The 24040-nt window shown below is 48.3% G+C and carries 18 protein-coding genes; 8 read left to right on the top strand and 10 right to left on the bottom strand.

Going from position 1 to position 24040, the window contains the following annotated elements:
- The 6 genes from ACXAFQ_RS11400 to ACXAFQ_RS11375 all read right to left on the bottom strand — a co-directional run bounded on the left by ACXAFQ_RS11400 (window position 1) and on the right by ACXAFQ_RS11375 (window position 8723).
- Window positions 1-627, bottom strand: a complete 627-nt coding sequence (locus tag ACXAFQ_RS11400; protein ID WP_474821839.1) for a response regulator — start codon at window positions 625-627, stop codon at window positions 1-3.
- Window positions 624-1316 (bottom strand): sensor histidine kinase, encoded by a 693-nt coding sequence (locus ACXAFQ_RS11395; protein ID WP_474821837.1) that lies wholly within the window; start codon window positions 1314-1316, stop codon window positions 624-626. The genes ACXAFQ_RS11400 and ACXAFQ_RS11395 overlap by 4 nt, the downstream gene beginning before the upstream one ends.
- On the bottom strand, window positions 1303-4443 hold the full coding sequence (locus tag ACXAFQ_RS11390; RefSeq protein WP_474821833.1) for a protein kinase domain-containing protein: 3141 nt from the start codon (window positions 4441-4443) through the stop codon (window positions 1303-1305). The genes ACXAFQ_RS11395 and ACXAFQ_RS11390 overlap by 14 nt, the downstream gene beginning before the upstream one ends.
- Before the next feature lie 33 nt (window positions 4444-4476).
- Window positions 4477-5310, bottom strand: a complete 834-nt coding sequence (locus ACXAFQ_RS11385) for an FHA domain-containing protein (RefSeq protein WP_474821830.1) — start codon at window positions 5308-5310, stop codon at window positions 4477-4479.
- A 20-nt stretch (window positions 5311-5330) separates the two neighbouring features.
- A complete protein-coding gene (locus ACXAFQ_RS11380; RefSeq protein WP_474821826.1) occupies window positions 5331-6167 on the bottom strand; it encodes a DUF6689 family protein in 837 nt (278 codons plus the stop codon).
- Window positions 6168-6242: 75 nt separating this feature from the next.
- Entirely contained in the window at window positions 6243-8723 is a 2481-nt protein-coding gene (locus ACXAFQ_RS11375; RefSeq protein ID WP_474821824.1) for a S8 family peptidase, read from the bottom strand.
- 219 nt (window positions 8724-8942) lie between these two features.
- Between ACXAFQ_RS11375 and ACXAFQ_RS11370 the strand changes: the two genes are divergently transcribed.
- From ACXAFQ_RS11370 to ACXAFQ_RS11345, 6 genes are all read left to right on the top strand, one after another.
- A complete protein-coding gene (locus ACXAFQ_RS11370; protein ID WP_474821820.1) occupies window positions 8943-10016 on the top strand; it encodes a chemotaxis protein in 1074 nt (357 codons plus the stop codon).
- 30 nt (window positions 10017-10046) lie between these two features.
- Window positions 10047-11099 (top strand): aldo/keto reductase, encoded by a 1053-nt coding sequence (locus ACXAFQ_RS11365; RefSeq protein ID WP_474821818.1) that lies wholly within the window; start codon window positions 10047-10049, stop codon window positions 11097-11099.
- 74 nt (window positions 11100-11173) lie between these two features.
- A complete protein-coding gene (locus tag ACXAFQ_RS11360; protein WP_474821816.1) occupies window positions 11174-12331 on the top strand; it encodes a Na/Pi symporter in 1158 nt (385 codons plus the stop codon).
- A 381-nt stretch (window positions 12332-12712) separates the two neighbouring features.
- A complete protein-coding gene (locus ACXAFQ_RS11355; protein WP_474821812.1) occupies window positions 12713-13897 on the top strand; it encodes a hypothetical protein in 1185 nt (394 codons plus the stop codon).
- 286 nt (window positions 13898-14183) lie between these two features.
- Complete coding sequence (gene acs / locus ACXAFQ_RS11350; RefSeq protein WP_070125492.1) at window positions 14184-16130, top strand: acetate--CoA ligase; 1947 nt, start codon at window positions 14184-14186, stop codon at window positions 16128-16130.
- 9 nt (window positions 16131-16139) lie between these two features.
- Window positions 16140-16781 carry a LuxR C-terminal-related transcriptional regulator gene (locus tag ACXAFQ_RS11345; RefSeq protein WP_474821806.1) on the top strand — a complete coding sequence of 214 codons (642 nt, stop codon included), beginning with the start codon at window positions 16140-16142 and terminating at the stop codon, window positions 16779-16781.
- 1 nt (window position 16782) lies between these two features.
- On the opposite strand, the gene ACXAFQ_RS11340 is transcribed toward ACXAFQ_RS11345, so the two are convergent.
- Genes ACXAFQ_RS11340 through rimK form a run of 3 tightly spaced genes read right to left on the bottom strand, consistent with a single transcriptional unit; the run spans window position 16783 to window position 19177 of the window.
- Window positions 16783-17229, bottom strand: coding sequence for an ATP-dependent zinc protease family protein (locus ACXAFQ_RS11340; RefSeq protein WP_474821804.1), 447 nt, complete (start codon window positions 17227-17229; stop codon window positions 16783-16785).
- A 14-nt stretch (window positions 17230-17243) separates the two neighbouring features.
- On the bottom strand, window positions 17244-18272 hold the full coding sequence (locus ACXAFQ_RS11335; RefSeq protein WP_070125489.1) for a succinylglutamate desuccinylase/aspartoacylase family protein: 1029 nt from the start codon (window positions 18270-18272) through the stop codon (window positions 17244-17246).
- The gene (gene rimK / locus ACXAFQ_RS11330; RefSeq protein WP_474821797.1) at window positions 18272-19177 is read right to left on the bottom strand and encodes a 30S ribosomal protein S6--L-glutamate ligase; all 906 of its coding nucleotides are present in this window, start codon (window positions 19175-19177) and stop codon (window positions 18272-18274) included. Before rimK ends, ACXAFQ_RS11335 begins: the two co-directional genes overlap by 1 nt.
- Window positions 19178-19430: 253 nt before the next feature.
- On the opposite strand from rimK, the gene ACXAFQ_RS11325 reads away from it, so the two are divergent.
- A complete protein-coding gene (locus ACXAFQ_RS11325; RefSeq protein WP_474822436.1) occupies window positions 19431-20042 on the top strand; it encodes a mechanosensitive ion channel domain-containing protein in 612 nt (203 codons plus the stop codon).
- A 32-nt stretch (window positions 20043-20074) separates the two neighbouring features.
- On the opposite strand, the gene ACXAFQ_RS11320 is transcribed toward ACXAFQ_RS11325, so the two are convergent.
- Window positions 20075-23518, bottom strand: coding sequence for a PAS domain-containing hybrid sensor histidine kinase/response regulator (locus tag ACXAFQ_RS11320; protein WP_474821793.1), 3444 nt, complete (start codon window positions 23516-23518; stop codon window positions 20075-20077).
- Between the two features lie 255 nt (window positions 23519-23773).
- Between ACXAFQ_RS11320 and ACXAFQ_RS11315 the strand changes: the two genes are divergently transcribed.
- Window positions 23774-24040 carry a DUF4212 domain-containing protein gene (locus ACXAFQ_RS11315; protein ID WP_070125486.1) on the top strand — a complete coding sequence of 89 codons (267 nt, stop codon included), beginning with the start codon at window positions 23774-23776 and terminating at the stop codon, window positions 24038-24040.

Raw genomic sequence — 24040 nt, 5'->3', positions numbered from 1 at the left:
TTATTCAAGGAGGCCGGCTTTGCCGGCCAGCCTGATAAGCTCAGCAGAACTTGAAACATTCAGCTTCTTGTAAATATTGCTACGATGATTTTCAGCCGTTTTGAGACTCATCGTAAGCAATTCCGCTATTTTTTTGCTGGTATTACCGGCTGCCACGAGAAAGAACACTTCACGTTCTCTGCGGGTAAGTACACTGAGTGGACTAATGGTTGCCGGTGACGTCTCTGCGGTTAATGATTCCAATCCCGGAAAAATTTGTTTACCTGCAGCGACCTGTTTAATCGCCTGAACCAGCGCATCAGCAGAGGTTTCTTTCTGCAGATATCCCTTGGCACCAGCATCGCGCATTGCTTCCATATATTCCCGTTCGTTATGCATCGACAGCACTAGAATACGTGTCATCGGCCGTTGTGCGAGTATTTTGTCGATTGCCACGAGACCGCTCATTTCGGGCATGGAGATATCCATCAATACCACATCTGGGCTCTCGGTCAGCACGAGATTAATTAAACTGACACCATCGCCACATTCTCCAATCACTGTAAAATGGCCGTTGGCCTGTAACATTTGGATCAGGCCCTGGCGCATGATGACATGATCATCTGCAATGATAATTTTAATGCTCATAGGGGAATGGTTACTCTTGTCTGGGTGCCTTTTCCTGGGCGAGAAATAATGTTCAGCTTAGCGTCGAAGGCCTTAGCGCGGTCAGCAATGCTTGTCAGCCCGACGCCCTTTGCCACTTGCTCATAGTCAAATCCGTTGCCATCGTCATGGATCTCTAGCAATAGCGAGTTGTAACTGCTTTGCAAGCTCAGGGAAATATGCGCAGCACCACTATGCTTCAATGCATTTGTAAGTACTTCCTGGGAAATTCTAAATACCAGCATGCTTAGGTCGTCGGCGATATCACTATGAAGCTGAACCTGACAGTCGCATTGCATATCGGTGTCTTCAAATAATGAACGGCACAGCCACTTTAGTGCCGGCTTTAGGCCCAAGTCGTCAAGAATGGTTGGGCTCATCATTCGTGAAAGATGTCTCACATCTTCCAATGCCATATTGGCTATTTCTGCAAGCTCAACAAACTCAGGATCACGATTGCCTAACGTGCTCAATCGGCGAGTGAGAGCGGTAAGCAGTTGGCCAATCCCATCGTGAAGCTCACGGGAGAGGTTGGCTTTATCGGCTTCTTGCTGAGCCCACAGCCGCTTAGCCATACTGGTAAGCTGAAGCTGCTCCTCATCTAACCGTTGTTTGAGGAAGGCTTGTTGCTTAAGTATATCGGAGATGATGTCCTGTTTATCGTTGCCCAAGATATGCAGCCCTGTATTGTTTTGCCTGTTCTTCGTTGAGTTGTAAAAGCCAGTCTTCAAGGCTTTTTTGCATCAGTTGCTGGCTACCTGCGTCACCTAATACACTGTAGTACAAATGACTGCGCCAGAAATCAGGATGGGCAGCCAGTGCTTGCTTAAGCGCGTTTGACACATCTTCTCCACTGCGGGCTTTGAGGTACAGTAATTGTAAGTAATACTGATAATAAATGGGCTTCATCAGCGATGATGCACGTTTCATGAGGTCGCTGTCTTTACCTAACGCTAAGCGTTGTTGAAGATCGAGCGCAATCTTTATTTCTGTGAGTACCGGTATATTTCCTGGAAACAGAGTTTGCATGGTATCTCGTTCGGGCGCTGAAGATACGCCCTCAGTTTCAATGCTTAATGCCACTTTTAGCCAGGTTAGCATGGCGGTCTGTTCGCTCATCTGCGCAGTAATAAATGACTCAGCATCATTGATTTGTTCACTCAGGCAGTCAAAGTCAGCGATCATCAAACACACCTCACCATGCCATAATTGAATTTCAGCCTGGGAGCGTGGGTCTGTCGTTTCCAATGCCAGCGCCTCAGCCTGTTGCAGTGCTAATGTGCTGGCTGTTAAATCGCCCCTGGCAAATTGTAGATAACTGAACAGCAGATGATTAATCATCGCTTCCTGCTGCATGTTCCCTGAGATTTCTCCGGATGTGTTCTGCAGTAATCTGCTGGCGGCGATCCAGTCTCCTTTCACGAGGGAGAGCTGGGCAATATTCTGTTGAGTGCGCACCACATGTGCCTTGTCTTGAGCAGAAATGAACTGATTAAGCGCCTGTTGCCAATAAATATCGGCCAGAGAAAAATCGCCGGTGAGAAAATGCATGAAAGCCACATTGCTCATGCTTGCCGCTTTTTCACTTCGATTACTTTCCTGAACACGTATGTCCAAACCACGCTTATAATAAGTGAGTGCCTTGGCGTACTGTCCCTGTTCCTCGTAAAGGAAACCAAGGGTATCCAGTACATGGGCTAATTCTTCGTTGTCGCCCAGCTCAGCGAGAATGTCTGAAGCTTCGTTGAGTGACGCTGCCGCTTCATCATAGTTGCCGAGCACCGCCGCGGCGTTGGCTAAGTTCGCCAGCGTTGTTGCTCGCTGCGCCGGGTAATCGTTAACAGTGCGAAATGCCAGCGCATCAGAAAAATACTTGCTGGCGGTATCATATTCGGCCAGCCTTAAGTGGGCGACTCCAAATGCATTTAGCACCAATCCCTGGCCTTCATGATCTCCACGAGTTCTGAAAGCCACAAGGGCTTTGGTTAGTTCATGATTGATGGCATCACTGATGTCGCCGTTAATGATTTTTATTCTGGCCAGCTCAAACCAATATTGGCCTTCGCCTGGCGCCTGCTGGGTTGCTTGCTCATAGGCGTGGGCAGCCGCATCCATGTCTCCCGACCATTCCATTACCATACCTAGCTCAACTAAAAGGCTGGCGCGATCTGGATAGCGCTTATTGAGTTCAGTAGTGGTGCTTATGGCAAGTTCAAGATCGTCGTTCGCGAGTGCTCTTATGTATTGACCACTGAGGGTAAAGAATGGGTCAACGTCAGGCAGGCTAAACAATACATCAAGATATTCTCGACAGGCACTGATGTCATTTTGATTAAGAGCCTGACGGGCTGCAAAAAGCCATCCGCCGGGGTAGGTCGGGGCGGCTTCTTTTAACTGAAATAATGCGGCACTGCTGTCAGCTTGGTTAAACCGATCACTATCGAGGAAATAGCTCGATATGAATGCTGTGTCCTGCTTAGATGTGACTGTTGTGGATGAAGAGGTGAGAAGGGCCTCACTGAGTTGGCTGGCAAATGCTTGTGCGTCGGCAGACAACTGCTCGATTGAAAAGGGTTGGGTGAAATCAAACAGTACGCTATCTGCAGGCATACTTCTGCCGGTGGCCCGAATCACCCAATGTGTCGCGCTGGCTTCGGATGCATCAACATTAACGACAATATCTGCACTCATGGTAGTGGCAAGGTCGACCCGATCATGCTGATTGATGAACGGCTGTAGCGATAGATTCTTGGCAACTTCAAAGGTCGTATGTTGATCGATGACGTCAATCTCCGGGGATGTACTCAAAGGCAGTGCGACCATGGCGTTAATGGTTTTCAGTACCGGTACATCATCAGCAGCTAATAGCAGCAATCGCTTTGTACCCGATGTTGTTACTGGCGGTACTGAGTCTGTGGAGTAAAACTTAAACACCATCAGCATCAGGTATATTGAAGCGAGAATTACCGCCCCGACAACTAAAAATGAATAGGTGTTCACTTGATAGCTTCCGTCTTTAATTGACGGGAAATCACTATATTGCGGCCTAGCCTGAGGCGAATGGCTGGTCAATTTGCTGAGTAATTTACGTTCAGCATTCAGGCTTCGCTTATCCGCCGTTGTGTTTACAGTAACAGCGTCGAGAACCTGTTCAAGCACTTTGCCAGCAGAATAAATCTCGGAGGTCGCTGACGCCTTACCCGTAGCGATGACTTCAGGTGCGGTGAATGCAACATGACCGCTGGTGTGTTCATTCTGGCTGGCCTCGTGACCGATACCAAAATCAATTAACAGCAGCTCATCGTGTTCATCAATGAGAATGTTATCCGGTTTGATATCGCCATGGCTGATACCGGCAATGTGACAGGCCATGAGTGCATCAAGTAATTGATCCCGCCATACTTGATAACGGGCTAACGATACTGGCTTTTCCATGCGCAGATAAAGCGGGTTACCCGGCACAAACGACATGGTGAAAAAGGCATCGTTAAAATGGGTGTAGACGTCGTGAATGCGAATGATGCGGGGATGTTGTAACTTTCTACCTATGTTCACTTCGTTGCGAAGCACCTCCATGCCGGCAGGGTTCGTATTCGCGTCGGGAATGTACTTCAGCGCAACATCTGTTTGGAGCAACATGTCATAGGCAAGGAAAACACTGGCTTGAGCGCCTTTTCCAAGCTGACGGATGACCTTGAAACGATCAGACAGGACTAAACCTGCCTCCGGTAAGGAAGCGTTTTGCAATTGTTGTGTATGTAGTGCATCCGCTTGGGAAGCACCTTTATTATTATGCAAAACTTACCCTGTAATTGCCCAGTGGGGCACCTGTCAGGATTGACGTATCAGGTTCAGTTTATGTTCGATAGAGTGGAATAACAATCGCAAAGATAATAAATCAGCAATCTGTCGCGCGAAGGCAACTTCGTTTTCGGTGAAATACTGCCTACCGGAAATGTTGTCACCATATAGCACGCCAATGACATTGGACTCGTCAAAAAGGGGGATGCAAACGGCTGCCTGAATTCGATTCGCGATAACGCTTTGCTGCGTATTGTAATCGTCAAGCTGCATGATATTACCCAGTGCAAGCGGTTGCTTCTGGGATATGGCATTCCTTATTACGGTTCGACTGCCGGTAAATCGGCTTTCATCCATCCAGGGTTGGTAGCCCGTAGCCTGCGAAATATTCGCATCGTTATCGCAAAGGAGTACCGCAGTTCGTTCACAACGAAGCGTTTGAGCGAAACAGTTTTGCGCCATGTCGATGAGTGACTGGGTGTCCGCGCAATCAGAGAGCGCAGACTTCAGTGCTTTGAGTCTGGATTGCTGCCAGATATCAAGCGAAGCAGCCTGCATTTCAGAATCAACACTGGTGGTTGTTAGCTCACACGCTACCGGACCAAAGTGTAAAACAACAGAGGAATCCAGCATCAACGACGAAACGGATTTTCCATGGATAAAACAACCCGTGGTACTGGTATCCTGGAGGCTCCAGCGGTCGTCATTTTGGGCAATCAGAATGGCATGCTGACGTGACACCTGAGGATGAGGGATAACAATATCAGCTAGTTCACTGCGGCCGAGAACATAATGTCGTCCCGGCATCAGTGTTCTTTGGGTGACAATCCCATTTTGTTCAGCAAGGGCAACCTGCAAAGGCATAATTATCTGCTCCGGTCAGATTACATTACCCGCAGGGCATACCGTAAACTGGAGAATTTTGACTTCAGTTCACCTTCAACATTTACCAGCGTATCAGACGCTTGCCATACATCAGGCATTGCACCAGCAGGAGCCGCACTGATAAGGCTTACCAGACTGTCTACTTCTTCCAGTGCACTATCAAAATCCTGATCAGACACGGCGAAAGACAATAAAGTCATGCTATGTTCAATGGCTGCAAGTGTAACTGGCTGGATAAGGTTGCCATGCAGAGATAGGAAACTCTCAATATCTGATACCTTGTCACTTACAATATTGGCAGGTGTGCGGGTATCTAGCATGATCATAAAATCAGAGAATTTACCCGTGTTGCCTCTGGCCCGAATACTGCCGGCAGAAACCAGCGTGGTCATGTCAGTGAATGTACCATCAGCGTGAGAGGTAAATAGACGCAGCGGTAAATCAGGGGTGTAATGAATAGCTTTGGTATATAGCTCTACTGTTGCCACGCCTTCAAACGCAAAGCCGCTGTCAGGATCGGGGGTAATAGACACCACAACGGGAAACGCAGTTGTGGGCGAGACGAGCAGCGAATTCAGACGCTCAGTAATAGATAACGCATTGGGGGAGAGCATTTCAGCGCTAATAGTGAATGTTTCAGGATTCAGTCCTACGACTTTTTCAAACTCGATGGAAAGGTCGACGGCAATTGTGTCAGTTACCTGGATAGAGGCGGTGACGGCGTTATCAGAATAATTTAGCGTTTGGGGCAATACGACGTCGGCTTTTGCCGCCGATACCAAGGTAAAACACATCGCCGCTACGGCGGTGAGCGATCGCACAATGTTTGTTTGCATATTATCACCTCATTAAAAACGGTTTACTTAATCACGTCCGGTGCAGCACTAAAACGGGCTGCACCGGAAACTAACTCATTGATAGTATTGAGTGTAAAAGCGTGAAGCCAACACGGCATAATGTGCGCGTGTTACCGCTTCTTCAGGTGAGAATGTGGCAGTGAAAGTAGGCGATAAATCAAACGCTCCCTGTTCAATACCAAACTCAACGTTAACCAGTGACAAGTCGATGGCTAACTGTACATACCCTTTTAATTCATCAGGGATGCTGTCCTGATCGGCCAAAACTATTTGCTCTCCTCTATATTCAACGACTATATCATTGATAGGATCAAATGTTGTAGCTGAATTTTCGAGCCCTAACATTTGTACAAATGAGTAAGCCGCATCGAGTTTGGTATATAAACCGTTGCTATCAGCAGTGCCTGAAGGCGAGAGCAACAGCGGCGCCTGTGAACCTGTCATGTCTTTGAGTGCCGCACCAGGACTTAATACCGCTTCCATAAATGGACGGTGCGCAGCAGGCACTCCAGAAGCTGCTGGCAATGGTTCGTTTAACAAATCTCTATATTGTCTTACCGCGCCGCCCATGGTCGCGTATTTAGCAAATCCGCTGCGCTTCAACCGCGTTTCCGGGAAGAATTTGCGGTGATTCAAACCGTCAACCAGACGTTCACTGATAGCGAACTCAATAGCACCGGCGTACGGGTGGCCTTCAACGTCATCGAGACCCTGGAAACCACCTGATATCTCGTAAGTGACATCAACAGAAAAGTTTTCAGGCAGGCCCGGGCCATTTGTTAACCCAAGTGGATCGGCCGTTACGCCAGATAGTGATGTTAGGCCATATACATAAACGCCCCACGTTCCCGCCATGCCTGGCGCAGACACGCGCATGCTCTCAGTCAGTACCGGTGTTGTCAGGTTGCCAAAATATTCTGTACCGTCAGGAGCAACCAGTACCAGTTTGGTCAGGTTGGCAAGGGTACTACTTGCAGCCTTAACCAGCGCCACGTCTTCGGCCACTTCGAAATATTGAATTTCTGGTTCGCCCACAGGGGAATAAAATACATCCAGTGTGGTCACATCATCAGAAGGGGTTGTTAATGCATTGGTATTGAAGGTTTTGTCTTCGAGATTATTCACTGTGACGTCATAGTTCATGTCGTAATTCAGCGAGGCGGCAACGGCAGCTTTAGCATTAACATAACCCGCACCCACTTCCCAGCGCTCATAGCCAGGCATGTTGGTGGCAGATTCTTGGAGTAACTTTTTGATGGTCAGGTTATCCAGTTCAGGGTTCGCTTCCAGCATCAACGCAATGATACCGGCTACATGGGGCGTAGCCATTGAGGTACCGGAAATCATGGTGTAGAAAGGAATGTATTCAGGCTCAATGGCTGCAAGATCAGCGTCCCCGCCGTTGGCGACCAGGTTAGTGGATGCCCGGGTAGAAATGATATCTACGCCGGGTGCAACAATGGTGACGTCATTGTTGTAGGTCCACTCTGTGCCGTCTGGCATCGTAAACGTACCTGATTCAGACGCTAAACCCCGGGATGAGAAATCGGCAAGTTTTCCTGTTTTATCACCAGCACCAACAGAGATGCCCCAGGGAATTTGTGCATAAGGATTGTGTGAGTCTTCACCCGGGCCAGAGTTACCCGCTGCAAACACACTCATAATCCCTAATTTGTGTGCTTTATACGTGGCCATAGAAACCGGGCCAAGTGGATCGTATTTACCACTGGAACCCCAGGAATTACTGATCACTTTTATGGGGCTGTCATAGCTGTAGAGATTGCTGATAGCAAAATCAAAACCACCCAGTGAGTCGAGTATTAATACGCCGCCGCCGGAGCCATAGCCAATAAGATCAGCATCAGGCGCTGCGCCTTGGTGTTTACCATCAGACATCATGCCTGTACCGGCAATGGTTCCTGCACAATGTGTGCCGTGACCGGAATTGAGATCGGTATTCGGCTGTCCAGTTAAGGTAAAGCCGTTGGTCACGCCAGTGAGAGATAATGCAGATGCGTGTGTAACGGCCTGAACATTTTCGACAACCTTGTCGCCAAAGAATAAATCCTGGTGGGTGGCATCAATACCCGAATCATTCACCATGATGGTTACACCTTTCCCTGTGTAAGCCATACCATTTCGGCTAATGAAATCTTCACTTTGCAGTTGGTCGACCCCAGTGATTTGTCGGGATTCTTCGTTGTAGAACTTGACCGTGCGGTTGGCAAAAACAGACCGCACACCGTCCATGGCCGCGATCTCAGAAATTTGCGCTTTTGTTGCCAGCACACCAATGATTGGCAGGGTGTTGAACTGAACGCCCTCAGTAATCCCGAGGTCAAGGAGCTGCTGAAGTTGGGTTTCAGCCAAAGGATCTAATTGCTCGTAGGTAACCACCGCCATGACGGGCTGGTTGTCTGCTAAGGTCAGCAGGGTTTCCTGTAATTGTTCGCCAATATAAGCATCAGCAAGTGCATCTTGTGCAGGAAGTGTTATCATCGCCGCCGCTAAGGCTGAGAGGGTAAATTTTTTCATCTTCGTCGCTCCACCACATGTTGTTTACTGGCCGTTACAGATGGCCTTGTCGTTGTTATGCTTCCAGTGTCGCTGTTTGGTTTTTGCGCCGCTATAGGGGGTTACACCCAGATCACCATGTCACTAGAGCAATAAGGACGCTATGACGGTTGAAGTTGAAACATTCTCTTAACAAAGCTGCGTTACTTTGAGCTGTTGATAAATAAAGTGGTGTTTGCCATGCGCTTTGACTCTATAAAATCCCGTCTGATGCTAATGACCTTGATCTGTGTTGTTGGTATGACACTGTTAGTGCTGAATCAGCACGTATTCACTAAGCACTTGTTCAAGCTTCACGAGCAACATAACTTACTGCTGCATCTCGAGCAGGAATTGTTGCAGCTCAGGCGCCACGAGAAAGACTTCCTTTTGCGCCATCAAATGGACTATTACCACCGGTTTACCGCGCGCTCTGAGCGCTTCGCACAAGATTTGGTGAGGTTGTCACCTCTGCTAGAAGATTACGCGCTTCCTGTTGAGCAAACAGGCGTTCTTGCCCAAAGCATGGACGACTACCAGCGCCTGTTTCAGAAAGTGGTCACCTTGCAAAGCCAGATTGGGCTCACCCGGCAAAGTGGCCTGCAAGGCAAGCTCACTGAAATTGAAACCAGTATGGAGCGGGATGCGTTTTTTGATTACGGAAAACCGGCTTATCAGCAAAAGGTAATTCTTCAACTGGCTACCCGTAATTATTTACTGACCCACGAAGGCTTTTACCGTCAGACAGTGGCTCAAGCCTTAGAGCAACTTCGTCAGTCTGCGGCTATTAGCAATAATAAGGCGGCGGGGGTTTTAATTGATAATTACGCGAGTAACTTTAATCAACTTTCTGAAGCCATATTCTCTATGGGGTTGAGTCACAACGAAGGTCTTCGCGGTGAATTCCGTCGCCAGGCCCACGATGTGGAAGACAAACTGAATAGTATTGAAGTGGCACTGCAACCGCTAATCGAAGCACAACAACAGCAGGTGCGGGTTTATAGCCTGTCTATTGCCGCTGCTACGTCGCTGGCGCTTATCTTGTTGTTGGTGAAAAGTTTTGCCACATTTCATCGTGCCTTTGCTAATTTCGTCATGTTCTTTTACCGTTGTAAGCGGCAATATCAGAAAATAGACACCCGTCAGCTGGGATTTGCTGAGTTTAAGTCTCTGGCGGAGCTTGCCAATGAGATGGTTGAGTCGCGCCGCGATATTGAAAAGAAACTGGCTAAAGCTGAAGCAAAACTCGAAGAACATAACACGCCTGCCAACTAGCAGGTACGATAGAAAAGGTTTTAACAGGATATGAAATATACATCACTAGGTAATAGTGGCTTGCAAGTGTCAGAAGTATGTTTAGGCACCATGACCTGGGGCATTCAAAATACACAGCAAGATACCGATGCTCAGATGGCCGTTGCGTTGTCGTCAGGCGTTAACTTTCTCGATACCGCTGAAATGTATCCGATTCCGCCGAACGAGCCGACTTCCGGCGATACAGAGCGTCAGCTAGGTGATTGGTTAAGTCGCAACCAAAACCAGCGTGATGAACTCATTATTATGACCAAGATCGCAGGTAGTGGTATTCGCTGGATTCGTGACGGCGATATTATTAATGCTGAGAATATTGCTGCGGCCATTGAAGGTTCGCTTCAGCGCTTACAGACCAGTTACATCGATGTATATCAACTACACTGGCCAAATCGCACTTCTCCTCATTTCGCCAAGCACTGGCCTGGCATGGTTAACCCCACGAAAACGAACCGCGAGCAAGAAGTAGAAGGGATGCGCAATATTCTTACTGGTCTTAAAGCGGCTATCGACGCGGGTAAAATCCGTCATTGGGGCTTGTCTGACGATACGCCTTGGGGAATCCACACGTTTCTGCGTTTGTGTGACGAGATGAATATTCCCAAACCGGTATCGATTCAAAACGAATTCAGTTTGTTGCACGGGAAAGATTGGCCGTATTTAATTGAAATGTGTCACCTGGAAGGTATTGCTTATTTACCGTGGTCGCCATTAGCGACCGGTATGCTGGCAGGCAAGTACATGGATGGCGACAGACCAAAAGGTTCTCGCTGGACGTTTGTACAACGTCAGGGACTGTTTCGCGACAAGCAATCAGCTCATGACGCAACGAAGCGTTATGTTGAAATTGCAGGTCGTGCGGGTATCACACCGTCGCAACTTGCCTTAGCCTGGTGTCAGCAAGTGCCAGGGGTAACCTCTACCATTATCGGTGCAACCACCACCAACCAGCTCGAAGAAAATATAAAAGCGTTTGATATCACGTTGGACGTTGCCATTTTACGTCAGATTGACGAGGTTTACCGCACCTACCCACAACCATTCTAAATGATGGGTTAGTCATTTCACTGTCATAAATTCGCCATACACTCACTGCTATAAATTCAGTGAGTGTATGTATTATGGCGATTTCCCACACAGAAGTGGACGTACGCGTTGCGGCAGGTACGCCCCGTCAGTCTTCAAAGAACTGGTTTTTACTCCTTTCTCTTATTTATCTCATGTTGCTGGCTGTATCGATGATCGGCAGCGGCTTCAAACTGGCTACTGCTCATCATGCAAGCGGACTGTTCGAGTTTGCCTCCAACCCGGTAATGGGGCTTATCATTGGTATGGTCAGTACGGCGCTGTTGCAGTCGTCGAGTACAGTGACATCAATCATCGTTGCCATGGTTGCGGGTGGATTACCTATCACAGTGGCGATCCCCATGATCATGGGCGCAAATATCGGCACCAGCATTACCAACACGATTGTGAGTTTGGGTCATGTGGCTAATAAAAATGATTTCAGACGTGCCTTTCACGCGGCCACGGTACACGACTTCTTTAACGTTATGGCGGTAATGGTGTTTTTACCATTGGAGATATTTACCGGTTTACTGGAAAAGTCGAGCAGTTACCTGGTGGGTATATTCCATATGGATTCAGTGGTAGCGGTAGAAGGGATTAATCCGATAAAAGCTATCACTGCACCGGTGGTGAATATGGTTTCAGACGCATTAAGCTTTCTTTCCGCTGAGTATGCAGGGGTTATTAAAATAATCCTTGGGGTGATGCTAATTGTTGCCTCCATCACGTTTATGGGTAAAGTAATGAAAACGCTGATGGTAGGGAAAGCCAAAGATATTTTGCATACCAGTATTGGCAAAGGTCCGGTTTCTGGTATCGCCTCTGGTGCTGTGGTAACCGTGCTAGTGCAATCTTCTTCAACGACCACATCATTAATGGTGCCATTGGTTGGCAACGGCATTCTCAAAGCCAAAGATATCTACCCTTTTACCCTCGGCGCTAATATCGGTACGTGTATTACCGCTGTGATTGCTGCGCTTGCCGTTACCGGGTCGACCGCCGGTTTGGCAATGCAAATAGCTCTCGTGCACTTACTGTTTAACGTGTTTGCGGTAGTGCTGATATTTGGCCTGCCCATACTGCGTGACGTACCTTTAAAGCTGTCATCAGGACTGGCGAACCTGGCCGCTGAACAAAAATTATACGGTGCAGCCTATATTGCCGGACTATTTTTCGTCGTTCCGCTCTCTGTTATTTTCCTTTCGCGATAACTTTTTGCATGGCGCTGACTGTCCCGGTCAGCGTCAAATTGCGCCTCTTTTTGGTACTTCCTAACACGTTATTGAACTTTTTGCTTTAAATGGCAATGGATCGCGACCAATTCGCGCATTTTCGCCGAACTCTGCTATATACATAGTGCAGAGAGCCATGACTCACCACGCTCTAGTCCCTGAATCGTAAGACTTTGGTCGCAGCATCCATATTTTATGGAGTAATTCCCCACATTTTGTCACACAATGAATTTGTTTCATTGATGTTAAATTTTGGTTAGGGGCTGGTTGAGAACGTCATTTGACTGGTGTCCCTCTGAGAGATCCATTCACACACGTAAAATAAATCTGATTTTTGTAAAATTAATCGGGAGAGAACACATGTATACACGTATTGCAGCTTGTTGCGCACTGGCATTGGCAAGTACTCAGGCAAGTGCCTTTGATTTTAGTTTTAAAGGTATGATTAAAACAGAAGTCGTTGCGTCCACTGAAGGTGTCGGAAGTTACGGCAGCACTTATAGCCATGTTGCACCTACCCACGCTTTGAGAACTGATATTTTTAATGGAGCGCCTGCTACCGATCAGGAGACGAACTACCTAGAATCCCAATCGACGTCTTTCCAGGCAGCCCAGTCCCGTTTCTCCCTGAATATGAAGCACAATAAAATCCGTGGTGTGCTGGAACTCGATTTCATCGACGGTGAAGACGGCTTTACCAACCAAACCGCGCTGCAGGCTCAGGAGCCACGACTGCGCTTAGCGACCCTTTATTACGACTACAGCGATAACCTGACACTGTTTGCTGGCCAAAAATGGTCTACCGCGGCAGGTATAAAATCCAGCGGCAGCTATAACTGGGTGGGTAATGGTTTCCGCGCCGGTAATACAGGCTTCCTGGCGATGGAAGCCGGTGCGACCTATAAGGTTGATAACCTGACACTCACCGGCGCCGTTACGGGTAAAGGCCGTAACCTGAGCAGCAGCGGTGTAAACAACAATGAACTGGGCGGTATGCCTGGATTTGCAATCGATGCTAACTACAAAGTATCTGGCCATGTATTTGGTTTTGCAGCCCACGTTGCTGAGCTGCAATTTGAAGATGAACCCAGCTATGTTGGCGGCGGAAACCAAGACGCAAACCTCTTTAAAGTGTATACAACCCTGAACTTTGGAACAGTAAGTTTGAACGGTGAATACTACACCGGGGAAGCTCTGAATAACCAAAACGCTTTGGGTGTGGCGCCTGCGGTAACTATCAGTAGTGGTATGGTAAGTGAAAGCTTCTCGGAAAGTGGTTACATGCTATACGCGAGCTGGACACCAGCAGCAGGTCACAATATTAAAGTGGGTTACGGTAGTGCTTCTGTAGACTCGGGCGATCGCGATCGTTTGTCTGCAACCAGCCTGAATGAAAACAGCACGGCTTATATTAACTATGGTTATCAGGCCACAGAAGGGCTGACTACTTTTGCGCAGTTATCACACTTCGATACCGAGTATGGTTCAGACTACGAGAGCTTTACTACGGCCGTTATTCGCGCCGGTGTGGTCTTCAAGTTCTAACCTGTATTGGTGAGACAAGGTTCACCCTGTTCGTCCCTATAGCCAACATGAATCGGTGGCATAGCGGAAAAAAATGCAGGGTGTGCCGCTTTATTCCCCGGTCAGCCGGAGCAATGCGCAGGCAATCTGAACTAACCAGTTAGATCATGAGACTAAGGTACTATGTTTTTGTCTTAAAAGAGCAAAATCGCTAAGACCAAAGTCTCATTTTGCTTTATCAGGGAATAGCTACTCTGTTTAACAGACAATTATTACTGGATTAACATGACATCGGAGGCATAAATCCATGACTGCCAGCAAGACGTATCCTGTACCGGAAAATATTCTAGAACAAACACATCTGACTCAGGAACAGTACGAGAAGATGTACAAACAGTCGGTAGAAGACCCTGAAGGCTTCTGGGGCGAGTACGCTTCGACATTAGATTGGTACACGAATCCAACAAAAACTAAGAATACGCACTTTGGTGCAGACGACGTCTCTATCAAATGGTTTGAAGATGGCGAGATCAACGCCAGTTACAACTGTATCGATCGTCACCTGGCTGAAAATGCCAAGAAAGTTGCCCTTTTCTGGGAAGGTGATTCGCCAGAAGACAACGAAGAAATTACTTATCAACAACTGCACTATGAAGTATGTAAACTTGCTAACGGCCTGAAAAAACTGGGTGTTGGCAAAGGCGATCGTGTTGCGGTTTATATGCCAATGGTGCCACAAGCTGCCTATGCCATGCTGGCTTGTGCCCGTATTGGTGCTATTCACTCTGTTATCTTCGGCGGTTTCTCGCCAAACGCTATTGCCGACCGTATTAACGACAGTAAAGCCAAGGTTGTCATTACCTGTGACGAAGGCCGTCGTGCTGGTCGTTCTGTGCCGTTGAAAGTTAATGTAGACAAAGCGCTGGCAAACGGTGCATGCCCATCCATCACCAATGTTGTGGTACACAAACTGACTGGTGGTGATGTTAAATTTAACAGCGATGTGGATGTGTGGTGGGATCAACTGGTAGAAGATTGTTCTGCACAGTGCGAACCCGAAGTCATGAACGCAGAAGATCCACTGTTCATTCTTTACACCTCTGGTTCTACAGGTACACCAAAAGGCGTGGTACACACCACCGGTGGTTTCCTGTTGTATTCATCGATGACATTCAAGTATGCATTCGATTACCGTGAAGACGATATCTATTGGTGTACCGCCGACGTGGGGTGGATTACTGGTCACAGCTACATGGTTTACGGGCCACTCATTAACGGTGCATCACAGGTATTCTTTGAAGGTGTACCGACTTACCCTGACGTGCGTCGTATTGCCCAGGTTGTTGAAAAGTACAAAGTAAACAGCCTCTACACCGCTCCAACCGCAATTCGTGCGTTGATGGCACACGGTGAAGCACCGGTGGAAGGATGTGATTTGTCATCACTGCGCCTGCTTGGTTCAGTGGGTGAGCCAATCAACCCTGAAGCGTGGGAATGGTACTACCGTGTAATTGGTGAGAGCCGTTGTCCTATCATGGATACCTGGTGGCAAACTGAAACCGGCGGCATGATGATCACGCCTCTGCCGGGTGCGACTGCGCTGAAGCCGGGCTCTGCGTCCCGTCCATTCTTCGGTATTCAGCCTGCCTTGTTCGATGCCGACGGTAACGATTTGGAAGGCGCAGCTGAAGGAAACCTGGTTATCAAGGACAGCTGGCCTAGCCAAGCGCGAACTGTTTATGGCGATCACGAGCGTTTCATTCAGACTTACTTTAGTGCTTACAAAGGCGTTTACTTCACCGGTGACGGTGCCCGTCGCGATGAAGACGGTTACTACTGGATTACCGGTCGTGTGGATGACGTACTGAACGTTTCTGGTCACCGTTTAGGTACTGCGGAAATTGAAAGCGCGTTGGTTGCTCACCCTAAAGTGGCTGAGGCTGCCGTAGTGGGTTACCCGCACGATATCAAAGGTCAGGGCATTTATGTGTATGTTACACCGAATGAAGGCATCGAGCCTGATGATGAACTAACTAAAGAACTGCGTGCCTGGGTACGTCAGGAACTGAGCCCAATTGCCACGCCGGATATGATTCAGTGGTCACGCGGCCTGCCGAAAACCCGCTCTGGTAAAATCATGCGCCGTATTCTGCGTAAGATTGCTGCCAACGAGCACGAGCAACTTGGTGATACCTCAACGTTGGCTGATCCGTCGGTTGTTGATACACTCATCGAGGAGCGCTTAAACAAATAAGGGAAAATAATGATAACGCTGCTGATTGCTGACGACCATCCGCTATACCGGGATGCTTTGCGGGGGGCGTTATCGTTAACCCTGCCGGACCTTATCCTCAGAGAGGCCGGCGATCTGAACACCACGGTCGATATTCTTGAAAAAGAGGATATCGACCTGCTTCTCCTTGATCTCCACATGCCTGGCAGCCACGATATGTTTGGCTTGCTTCATATCCGCAAACTGTTCCCTGAATTGCCTGTTGCCGTGGTCTCCGGTACCGAAGATGCGACATTAATTTCTAAGATAGTCGGGGTAGGGGCGTTAGGGTTTATTCCGAAAACCGCTAGCTCCGGTGATATTGCGAATGCGGTACAGTCTATTCTTGATGGTGATATCTGGTTACCAGATTCGGTGAGCGAAGAGTTGGAAGAAGTCGATGAGGAATTTTCTGAATTGGCTGACCGAATAGCGACGCTCACGCCCTCACAATACAAAGTCCTTTGCTATATGCGGGATGGCTTGCTGAACAAGCAAATCGGCTACAATTTAGATATTGCTGAAGCGACCGTGAAAGCCCATGTCACGGCCATCTTCAAAAAGCTGGGAATTAATAACCGTACACAAGCGGTACTGATTGCCTCTCAGCTGGAACTAGAACCACCCAAGTAGTTTATTCTGCTGGCCGTTTGGCGGTGAGGATAAACTCATGCTCAGGGTCGACAATAAAGCGGCCGTTCATGGCTTCACGGCCAAATAACATCAGGTAGGTCATTTCCCGGCGATCTGTCAGGGTAAGCTGAATGCGCCAACGCTCGCCCGACATAACCACTTCGGTGTCGATAACGTAGCGACGTTCCAGTGTCGCAGTAGAGCTTTTAACCTTCTTTCGCGCCACGACCTTCGCTTCACGGCGCACGATGCTTTCCACGTTGTGAATGTCTGGGTGAATATCAAAACTCACCCACAGATCACCGTCACGCTCGAATTCATCAATGTTGTCGACATGAAGCGACGACGTTGTTGCGCCTGTATCCACACGAATGGTCAGATCATTTATGGTGAGCTCCGGTAAATCGCAATACTCCAGCGCGCCAATAAGTCGTTTTTGCTGTTCCATCAAATATCCTCTCGCTACGGCTGAGGCTGGTCGGTGGTTACGAGGTTATCCTGCAGTAACTCAACGTGCTCAGCAACGGTGTCGGGCTGCTTGAAGTAGCCGATGTGATAAATTGCTTCGCCTTCCTGGGCCAGCGGTATATTTTGCTTACCGACAATTACGCCGTCTGTCGGGCTGTACATGGTTTCTAAAATTTCGCCGTAGGGGTTTGAAATAGTCGCGAGTCTGTCACCCTTCGCCACATGATCGCCTAACTGCGAAATATGATTAACTAAACCGCTTTCCGGAGCACGAACCCAGCCGCTTTCCCGCGCAATAAAGCGTTTGATGTCGTGGCCCTTGCTGCGACTCTTATTCAGCATACCTACGTGGCGCATGGTGTTGATAATGCCTCGAACCCCCGCACGAATTGAAAATTCGTCATAACGCAACGCCTGGCCGGCTTCATACAGTAATATTTTCACACCGGCTTCGCTGGCTGATTGGCGCAGGCTGCCGTCACGCAAATCTGCATTTAATAGCACAGGAACACCAAATGCCTTGGCCATACCCAGTACTTCCGGGTCGTCCAGATTCGCACGAATCTGCGGTAGATTACTGCGGTGGATGGCGCCGGTATGAAGGTCGATGCCAATGTCGCACTTGCTCACGATTTCTTTAAAAAACAAATTAGCAAGGCGTCCGGCCAGGGAGCCTTTCTTACTTCCCGGAAAACTACGGTTTAAATCCCGTCTGTCCGGCAAGTAGCGCGATTGGTTTAGTACGCCATACACATTCACCATAGGCACTGCGATTAACGTGCCTCTCAAACGCTCAATGGCTTTTGAATGAATTAACCGTCCCACGATTTCAATGCCGTTAAGCTCATCGCCGTGAATCGCGGCAGAGACAAACATTGTCGGCCCTGGACGCTTTCCTCTTTTCACATAAACCGGAATACTCATATTGGTGGCCGTATACAACGGAGGCATCTCGAGCTCGATTTTTTTCGATTCCCCGGGACGAACGCTCTGGCCGCCAATTTCCAGAATATCTTCTGCCATTAACCTTTGCCTCTGGTGCGCGTATTGTGTGGTTTTGCTGACTTAGCGATAAAGTCGATAATCATGCCGGCAACATCTTTTTTCGTCGCAGACTCAATACCTTCGAGACCTGGAGATGAGTTCACTTCCATCACCACCGGGCCGTGGTTAGAGCGAAGAATGTCGACACCACAGCAGTTTAAGCCCATGGTTCTGGCGGCTGACACCGCCGTTTTACGCTCTTCCGGTGATAAACGCACCAGGCTTGCTGATCCACCCCGATGCAGGTTTGAACGAAACTCGCCCGGCGCCGCTTGCCGTTTCATAGCTGCGACCACTTTGTCTCCAACTACAAAACAACGAATATCTGAGCCGCCCGCTTCTTTAATATATTCCTGTACCAGAATACTGGCATTCAAGCCCATGAAGGCTTCAATAATGGATTCAGCGGCTTTTTGTGTTTCACCCAATACCACGCCAATGCCCTGCGTGCCTTCGAGCAGTTTAATTACCACTGGTGCGCCACCCACGTTCTTGATCAAGTCTTCAATATTGTCAGGGTGGTGAGCAAAACCGGTACGAGGCAGGCCAATACCTTTACGCGATAACAGTTGCAACGAACGCAGTTTGTCACGGGAACGACTGATTGCTACCGATTCATTGATGCTGTAAGTGCCCATCATTTCGAACTGGCGCACTACCGAAGTGCCATAGAAACTCACAGAAGCGCCAATGCGCGGGATAACGGCATCGTAAAATGGCAGGCGTTTACCTTTATAGCGTACCGAAGGTTTTGCACTGGTAATGTCCATGTAACAGTGCATGGTGTCGATAATGTCGACTTCATGGCCTTTTTCCAGTCCCGCTTCAAGTAACCGGCGAGTGGAATAAAGTTTGGGATTACGGGAGAGTATTGCGATACGCATAATAAAAATTTCACCTGTCGTGGTAAAGAGTGTGACCCTTGCGGAAACGTGCCCGACGGATCAACATGTTAATCTGATAATATAATACGAACCTCGAAAAAGAGGTGATATAATTTTTTGATTCATCGATAACTTTTATTTGTCGTTCTGTACTATCTGGATCAATTTCTCCGTAATCAACGATGCATGACCTCCACGAGCAGGAACTATGCCTTCAACAAATGACAAATCTTCTGCTGTTCAGGAACTTACCATGATGTGGCTGGAACAAATTTCTGCCTGGTTTATTACCTACCAGACCAATGTAATTTGGACTGTGGTAATGCTGCTTCTTTATCTGTTGATGACGCGTTTCGCCATTCCACGGCTTGAGAAAAATGTCGAGAAGAGCAAGCTTAAATCTTCGAGTGCACTGAAGGGGTTATTCACTGCCCGCATTCTCAGCGCCACGGTGACTTTAGCGCTCATTCTCATCGCCTGGGGTGTGGATATATCTGGCCTGTTGGTGTTGTCTACATCTATCCTCACGCTGCTAGGGGTAGCCTTGTTCGCAAACTGGTCGTTGATCAGTAACATCACTGCCTATTTTATTTTGCTGACTAACGTTACCTACCGTCGGGGTAACTATGTGCGCATTCTCGATGGCGACAATTTTATTGAGGGCTTTATTGCCGACATCAATTTATTCAGTACCCGCTTAGTGACGCAAGATCGCGAAACGGTGCTGTATCCCAATAACCTAATCCTTACCAGGCCGGTATTGGTGAACCCCAAAGGACGTTGGGGCACGCTGGGTAAAGTAACCGCGGCAAGCTCTCAGCCCGTTGCTGCAAGCGCCGAAAAAACCACTGAGCCTAGGCTTTAGCCTAGATTTCAGCCAGAGCTTTTGCAGCTCACCTACCGCGGCTTTACCCTGCTGTCTTTAATATTCCGGGAAAGGCTCTGTAATAAGGCTCTGAGCTTGGCAGGCTTAAGCGGCTTGGTCAGGTAATTTACGCCTTGTTCACGGCATTGAGCTATCAAGTCTTCTTCGTGATTTGCGGTAACCAGAGAAGCCGGTACCACAATGTCGAGATGTTGCCTGATAGCCTCTATCAAATCTAAACCATTCTGATCAGGACCAAGCTGATAATCCATTAATAGAATTTGTGGCGAGAAGATATCAGCCTGGCGAATGGCATCGTCCCAATTATTAGCAAGAACAACGGTAACGCCCCATTTTTCAAGTAGGGTTTGTAAAGCATCCAGGTTCTCTTGTTTGTCATCAACACATAGCACGCGTAATCCTCGGAAAGACTGAACGCGGGAGAGCTTTGTCGGGTCGCTGTGTCGGCGTGGTGCGGCTTTGCCCATCACCAGTGTGAAGCAACTGCCTTTACCGGCTTTGGAGCTAACCTGGATTTTACTTTGCATTTGCTGGCTAAGACGACGAACCACGCCAAGCCCTAAACCTACGCCGTGCTCAGTAGAGTCATGGGTACGATAAAAATCGCTGAAAATCATGCCCAGCTGCTCTTCTGAAATACCGATACCCGTATCTCTGATTTCAATTAAAACCCGATCTCCCCGTGGGCGTACGGTAAACAGCACTTTCCCCTTGGCAGTGTATTTTACGGCATTAGAAAGTAAGTTCTGCACAATACGATAAACGAAGGTTTTATCTCCCAGCACCCAGCAATCCCGCACCCGGGCACGAAGTTCTAAACCTTTCTCTTTTGCGCTCATTCGCATTTCGTCCAATAGCGGCGAAAGCAGGGCACTCAGATGAATGGCTTCGGTAGACGGCTTAAGTTCGCCCTGATCTAGTCGCGCAATATCAAGCAAGGTACCAATCAGCGCTTCACTGGAGGTTACTGAGTGATTGAGCTTAGTCACGATTTCTTTTACCGAGTCTGACACATCGGCCTCGTTTAGCGCGGTCACGTAAAGTTTGGCAGCATTCAACGGCTGTAGAACATCGTGACTGGCAAGCGCAAGAAAGCGGGTTTTACTGGCGTTGGCATCTTCCGCGGCCTTTCGCGCCCGAATAAGCTCTTTTTCCGCTTCGGAGCGCCGTTCAATTTCCAGCCTTAATTCCGCATTGATGGAATGCACTTCTTCCGTCCGCTTTTTAATACGTGCTTCCAGGTTTATGTTGGATTCTTCCAGTGCCTGCTGAATTTCAATATGGCCGGTAATGTCGTTAAAGCTGGTTACGAAGCCACCGCCTGGTAGCGGATTCCCGACCATTTCAATTACCCGGCCATCCACGCGCTGGCGGGTGAATCGGTGAGGCGTGCCGGAACGAAGGTGCTCCAGACGCTTTTCAATTTTTGCTTCCACATCGCCGGGGCCAAACTCTCCCCGCTCCGCGTTGTATCGCACCAACTTTTCTATCGGTGTACCTACAGCAAGCAACTCTTCAGGGTAGTTGTACAGCATGGTGTAACGCTTGTTCCATGCCACCAGGTTAAGGTGTTTGTCGATAACGCTTATCCCCTGATCCATATTCTCCAGAGAAGTGAGCAGGGCGGTCATGTTGAACTGCATGGCCTGGGTAGTGTCATCGAAGAAATTAATGATCTCTGTAAAGTCGAGCTTTTTACCTTTGAGGATTGAATCAATCAGGGCTTTGGCACTGGCGGCACCAATTACCCCGCCCAAAGCGCGTTCGGCAAAGGCCAGGAATGACTCATCCGGCGTTTCATCGCGGTTAATTTTACAGTCGTTGAGGTGCTGATATTCCTCTAGCAATTGTTCGCAGCGACCACTACCCATAAATGTCGACAGCAGGGTAATGAGGTCAGACACAATAACGTCGGTGCTGTGTTTGCGGGTAGAAACACTGCGGACATCGGTGGGAGAGACAAAAGCCTCCGCCTGAATGCGGTCAATGAGTCTTGCTGGCGCAAATAACGAAAAGCCGTAGTAGGCCACAAAATTCATCGCCAGGCTTATGAGGGCGCCCTGACTGAGTTGTTCGTTTTGTTCCAGGGTAGTAGCGCCGTCGTTTACCAATGGCAGAACCAGCCATAGCATCCAGGTAACCAAGCCCGCAATCAGGCCTGCATATACGCCATGGGCGTGGGCACGCTTCCAGTAAAGACCACCCACAATGGCGGGAATAAGCTGTATGACCAGTGAAAAGGCGATAAGACCAATCGAGTGGAGCGAGCGGCTGTTGGTCATCTGCTGGTGGTAGAGAAACGCAAGTAACAGAATAAGGCCAATAACGATACGCCGAATAAGTCGAATACGTCGGCCATAATCTTTATTGCCCGGATTACTGTGTTTGGTTAACAGCACGCGGGGCAGAATCACGTCGTTGGTCAGCATGGTGCTGAGTGTTAGCGTGGCAACAATGATCATTGCGGTAGCTGCGGATAATCCACCAATAAATACGATGATCTGCAACAGCGCCGATTCCGAGTAAATCGCCATGCTCAGTACATAAGTATCTGGCTCTACATTCTGGCCTGCAAATATGGCATTACCAGCAATGGCGATGACGGGAATGACCGCGGCGGTGATCCCCAGATAAAGTGGAAACAGCCAGCGTGCTGTTTTCAAATGCCCCAAGCTCAGGTTATCTATGATGGCCACGTGAAATTGTCTTGGTAGGCAAACTACCGCTGCGGCGGCCATTATGGTTTGGGATATAAACGAATAGGAGCCAAACTGAGACAACGCTTCGTCGCTGAAAAATGTATTAAATTGCTCAGGGTTGTCGGTGGCTTGCCAAGCGCTATAACCCACAATGGCAACCAGTACCAGCGCGGTGAGTTTAATGCTGGATTCGAAAGAAATGGCCAGCATTAGCCCCCGGCGGTATTCCGTAACATCGGTTTGTTTGGTGCCGAAGTAAATCGCGAAGATAGCAATAAATAGGGTAGCCACAATAATAATGAAATGGCTGTTAGGTTGCTGTGTCAGTAGCTGGAATGTTGAACCAATGGCTTTTAGTTGTAACGCGATATAGGGCACCGTAGCTAATAGAGCAATGAGCGTTACCAGCAGTGCCACTCCCTGACGTTTGCCGTAGCGCGAGGCGATGAAGTCAGCAATGGTATTGATGTGTTGCTTCTTGCTCACCAACGTCATTTTATAAATAAATTTGTATCCCAGCACATAAACCAATACCGGCCCTAAAAGAATGGGTAGGTAAATCCAGGTATCGCGGCTGGCAGAGCCCACGGCACCAAAAAAAGTCCAGGCGGTACAATAAATTGCCAGTGCCAGAGAATAGATTGCCGGATGAGAGGTAAGCCATCTCGCGGTGGGGGAGTTTTTATCTCCCCAACTGGCAATGTAAAACAGAAAAAATAAATAGACTAATGCGAGTGAAACCCAGGCGAACGTCATTGGTTTATATACATCCCTTTAACATATCTGTATGTATTATACTCACCTTCCAATCCTACTACCTACGACCATGGTCTCATTCCTTGATTGCCTAGCCGCGACTAGAGTATGTAAAAACCAAGGTGCGACAGGGTTTTTGCGTGGTTTCCTAAAAAAAGTAAACAATAAAAACGTTACTGAGATCACACAAAAACCTGGTCGTTAGATAAATGTAAAAATAAAACATCCACTTAACCTGACAGTGAGGACGGAAAGATGGCATTTAAAAATGATGACGACAAAGCGGCATATTGGAAGGAGAACCTCTCCCTCCTAGCCAAATTGTTGGTAGTTTGGTTCGTAGTATCTTTCGGCGCAGGCATATTGTTCGTCGATGCACTTAACGAAATCCGATTCTTTGGATTTAAGCTGGGCTTCTGGTTTGCGCAACAGGGTTCCATTTACGTGTTCGTGGTTCTCATTTTTGTGTACATGGCAAAGATGAACGCGCTCGACAAAAAATACGGCGTAGACGAGGAGTAG

This window comes from Alteromonas sp. ABH2_165, assembly GCF_056159945.1.
This window is presented reverse-complemented; position numbering and strand designations above follow the sequence as displayed.

Excerpts from the sequence above, each read along its gene's own strand:
- ACXAFQ_RS11400 (WP_474821839.1), bottom strand. The coding sequence starts at position 627 with ATGAGCATTAAAATTATCATTGCAGATGATCATGTCATCATGCGCCAG.
- ACXAFQ_RS11385 (WP_474821830.1), bottom strand. The coding sequence starts at position 5,310 with ATGCCTTTGCAGGTTGCCCTTGCTGAACAAAATGGGATTGTCACCCAA.
- ACXAFQ_RS11380 (WP_474821826.1), bottom strand. The coding sequence starts at position 6,167 with ATGCAAACAAACATTGTGCGATCGCTCACCGCCGTAGCGGCGATGTGT.
- ACXAFQ_RS11375 (WP_474821824.1), bottom strand. The coding sequence starts at position 8,723 with ATGAAAAAATTTACCCTCTCAGCCTTAGCGGCGGCGATGATAACACTT.
- ACXAFQ_RS11370 (WP_474821820.1), top strand. The coding sequence starts at position 8,943 with ATGCGCTTTGACTCTATAAAATCCCGTCTGATGCTAATGACCTTGATC.
- ACXAFQ_RS11365 (WP_474821818.1), top strand. The coding sequence starts at position 10,047 with ATGAAATATACATCACTAGGTAATAGTGGCTTGCAAGTGTCAGAAGTA.
- ACXAFQ_RS11360 (WP_474821816.1), top strand. The coding sequence starts at position 11,174 with ATGGCGATTTCCCACACAGAAGTGGACGTACGCGTTGCGGCAGGTACG.
- ACXAFQ_RS11355 (WP_474821812.1), top strand. The coding sequence starts at position 12,713 with ATGTATACACGTATTGCAGCTTGTTGCGCACTGGCATTGGCAAGTACT.
- acs (WP_070125492.1), top strand. The coding sequence starts at position 14,184 with ATGACTGCCAGCAAGACGTATCCTGTACCGGAAAATATTCTAGAACAA.
- ACXAFQ_RS11345 (WP_474821806.1), top strand. The coding sequence starts at position 16,140 with ATGATAACGCTGCTGATTGCTGACGACCATCCGCTATACCGGGATGCT.
- ACXAFQ_RS11340 (WP_474821804.1), bottom strand. The coding sequence starts at position 17,229 with ATGGAACAGCAAAAACGACTTATTGGCGCGCTGGAGTATTGCGATTTA.
- ACXAFQ_RS11335 (WP_070125489.1), bottom strand. The coding sequence starts at position 18,272 with ATGGCAGAAGATATTCTGGAAATTGGCGGCCAGAGCGTTCGTCCCGGG.
- rimK (WP_474821797.1), bottom strand. The coding sequence starts at position 19,177 with ATGCGTATCGCAATACTCTCCCGTAATCCCAAACTTTATTCCACTCGC.
- ACXAFQ_RS11325 (WP_474822436.1), top strand. The coding sequence starts at position 19,431 with ATGATGTGGCTGGAACAAATTTCTGCCTGGTTTATTACCTACCAGACC.
- ACXAFQ_RS11320 (WP_474821793.1), bottom strand. The coding sequence starts at position 23,518 with ATGACGTTCGCCTGGGTTTCACTCGCATTAGTCTATTTATTTTTTCTG.
- ACXAFQ_RS11315 (WP_070125486.1), top strand. The coding sequence starts at position 23,774 with ATGGCATTTAAAAATGATGACGACAAAGCGGCATATTGGAAGGAGAAC.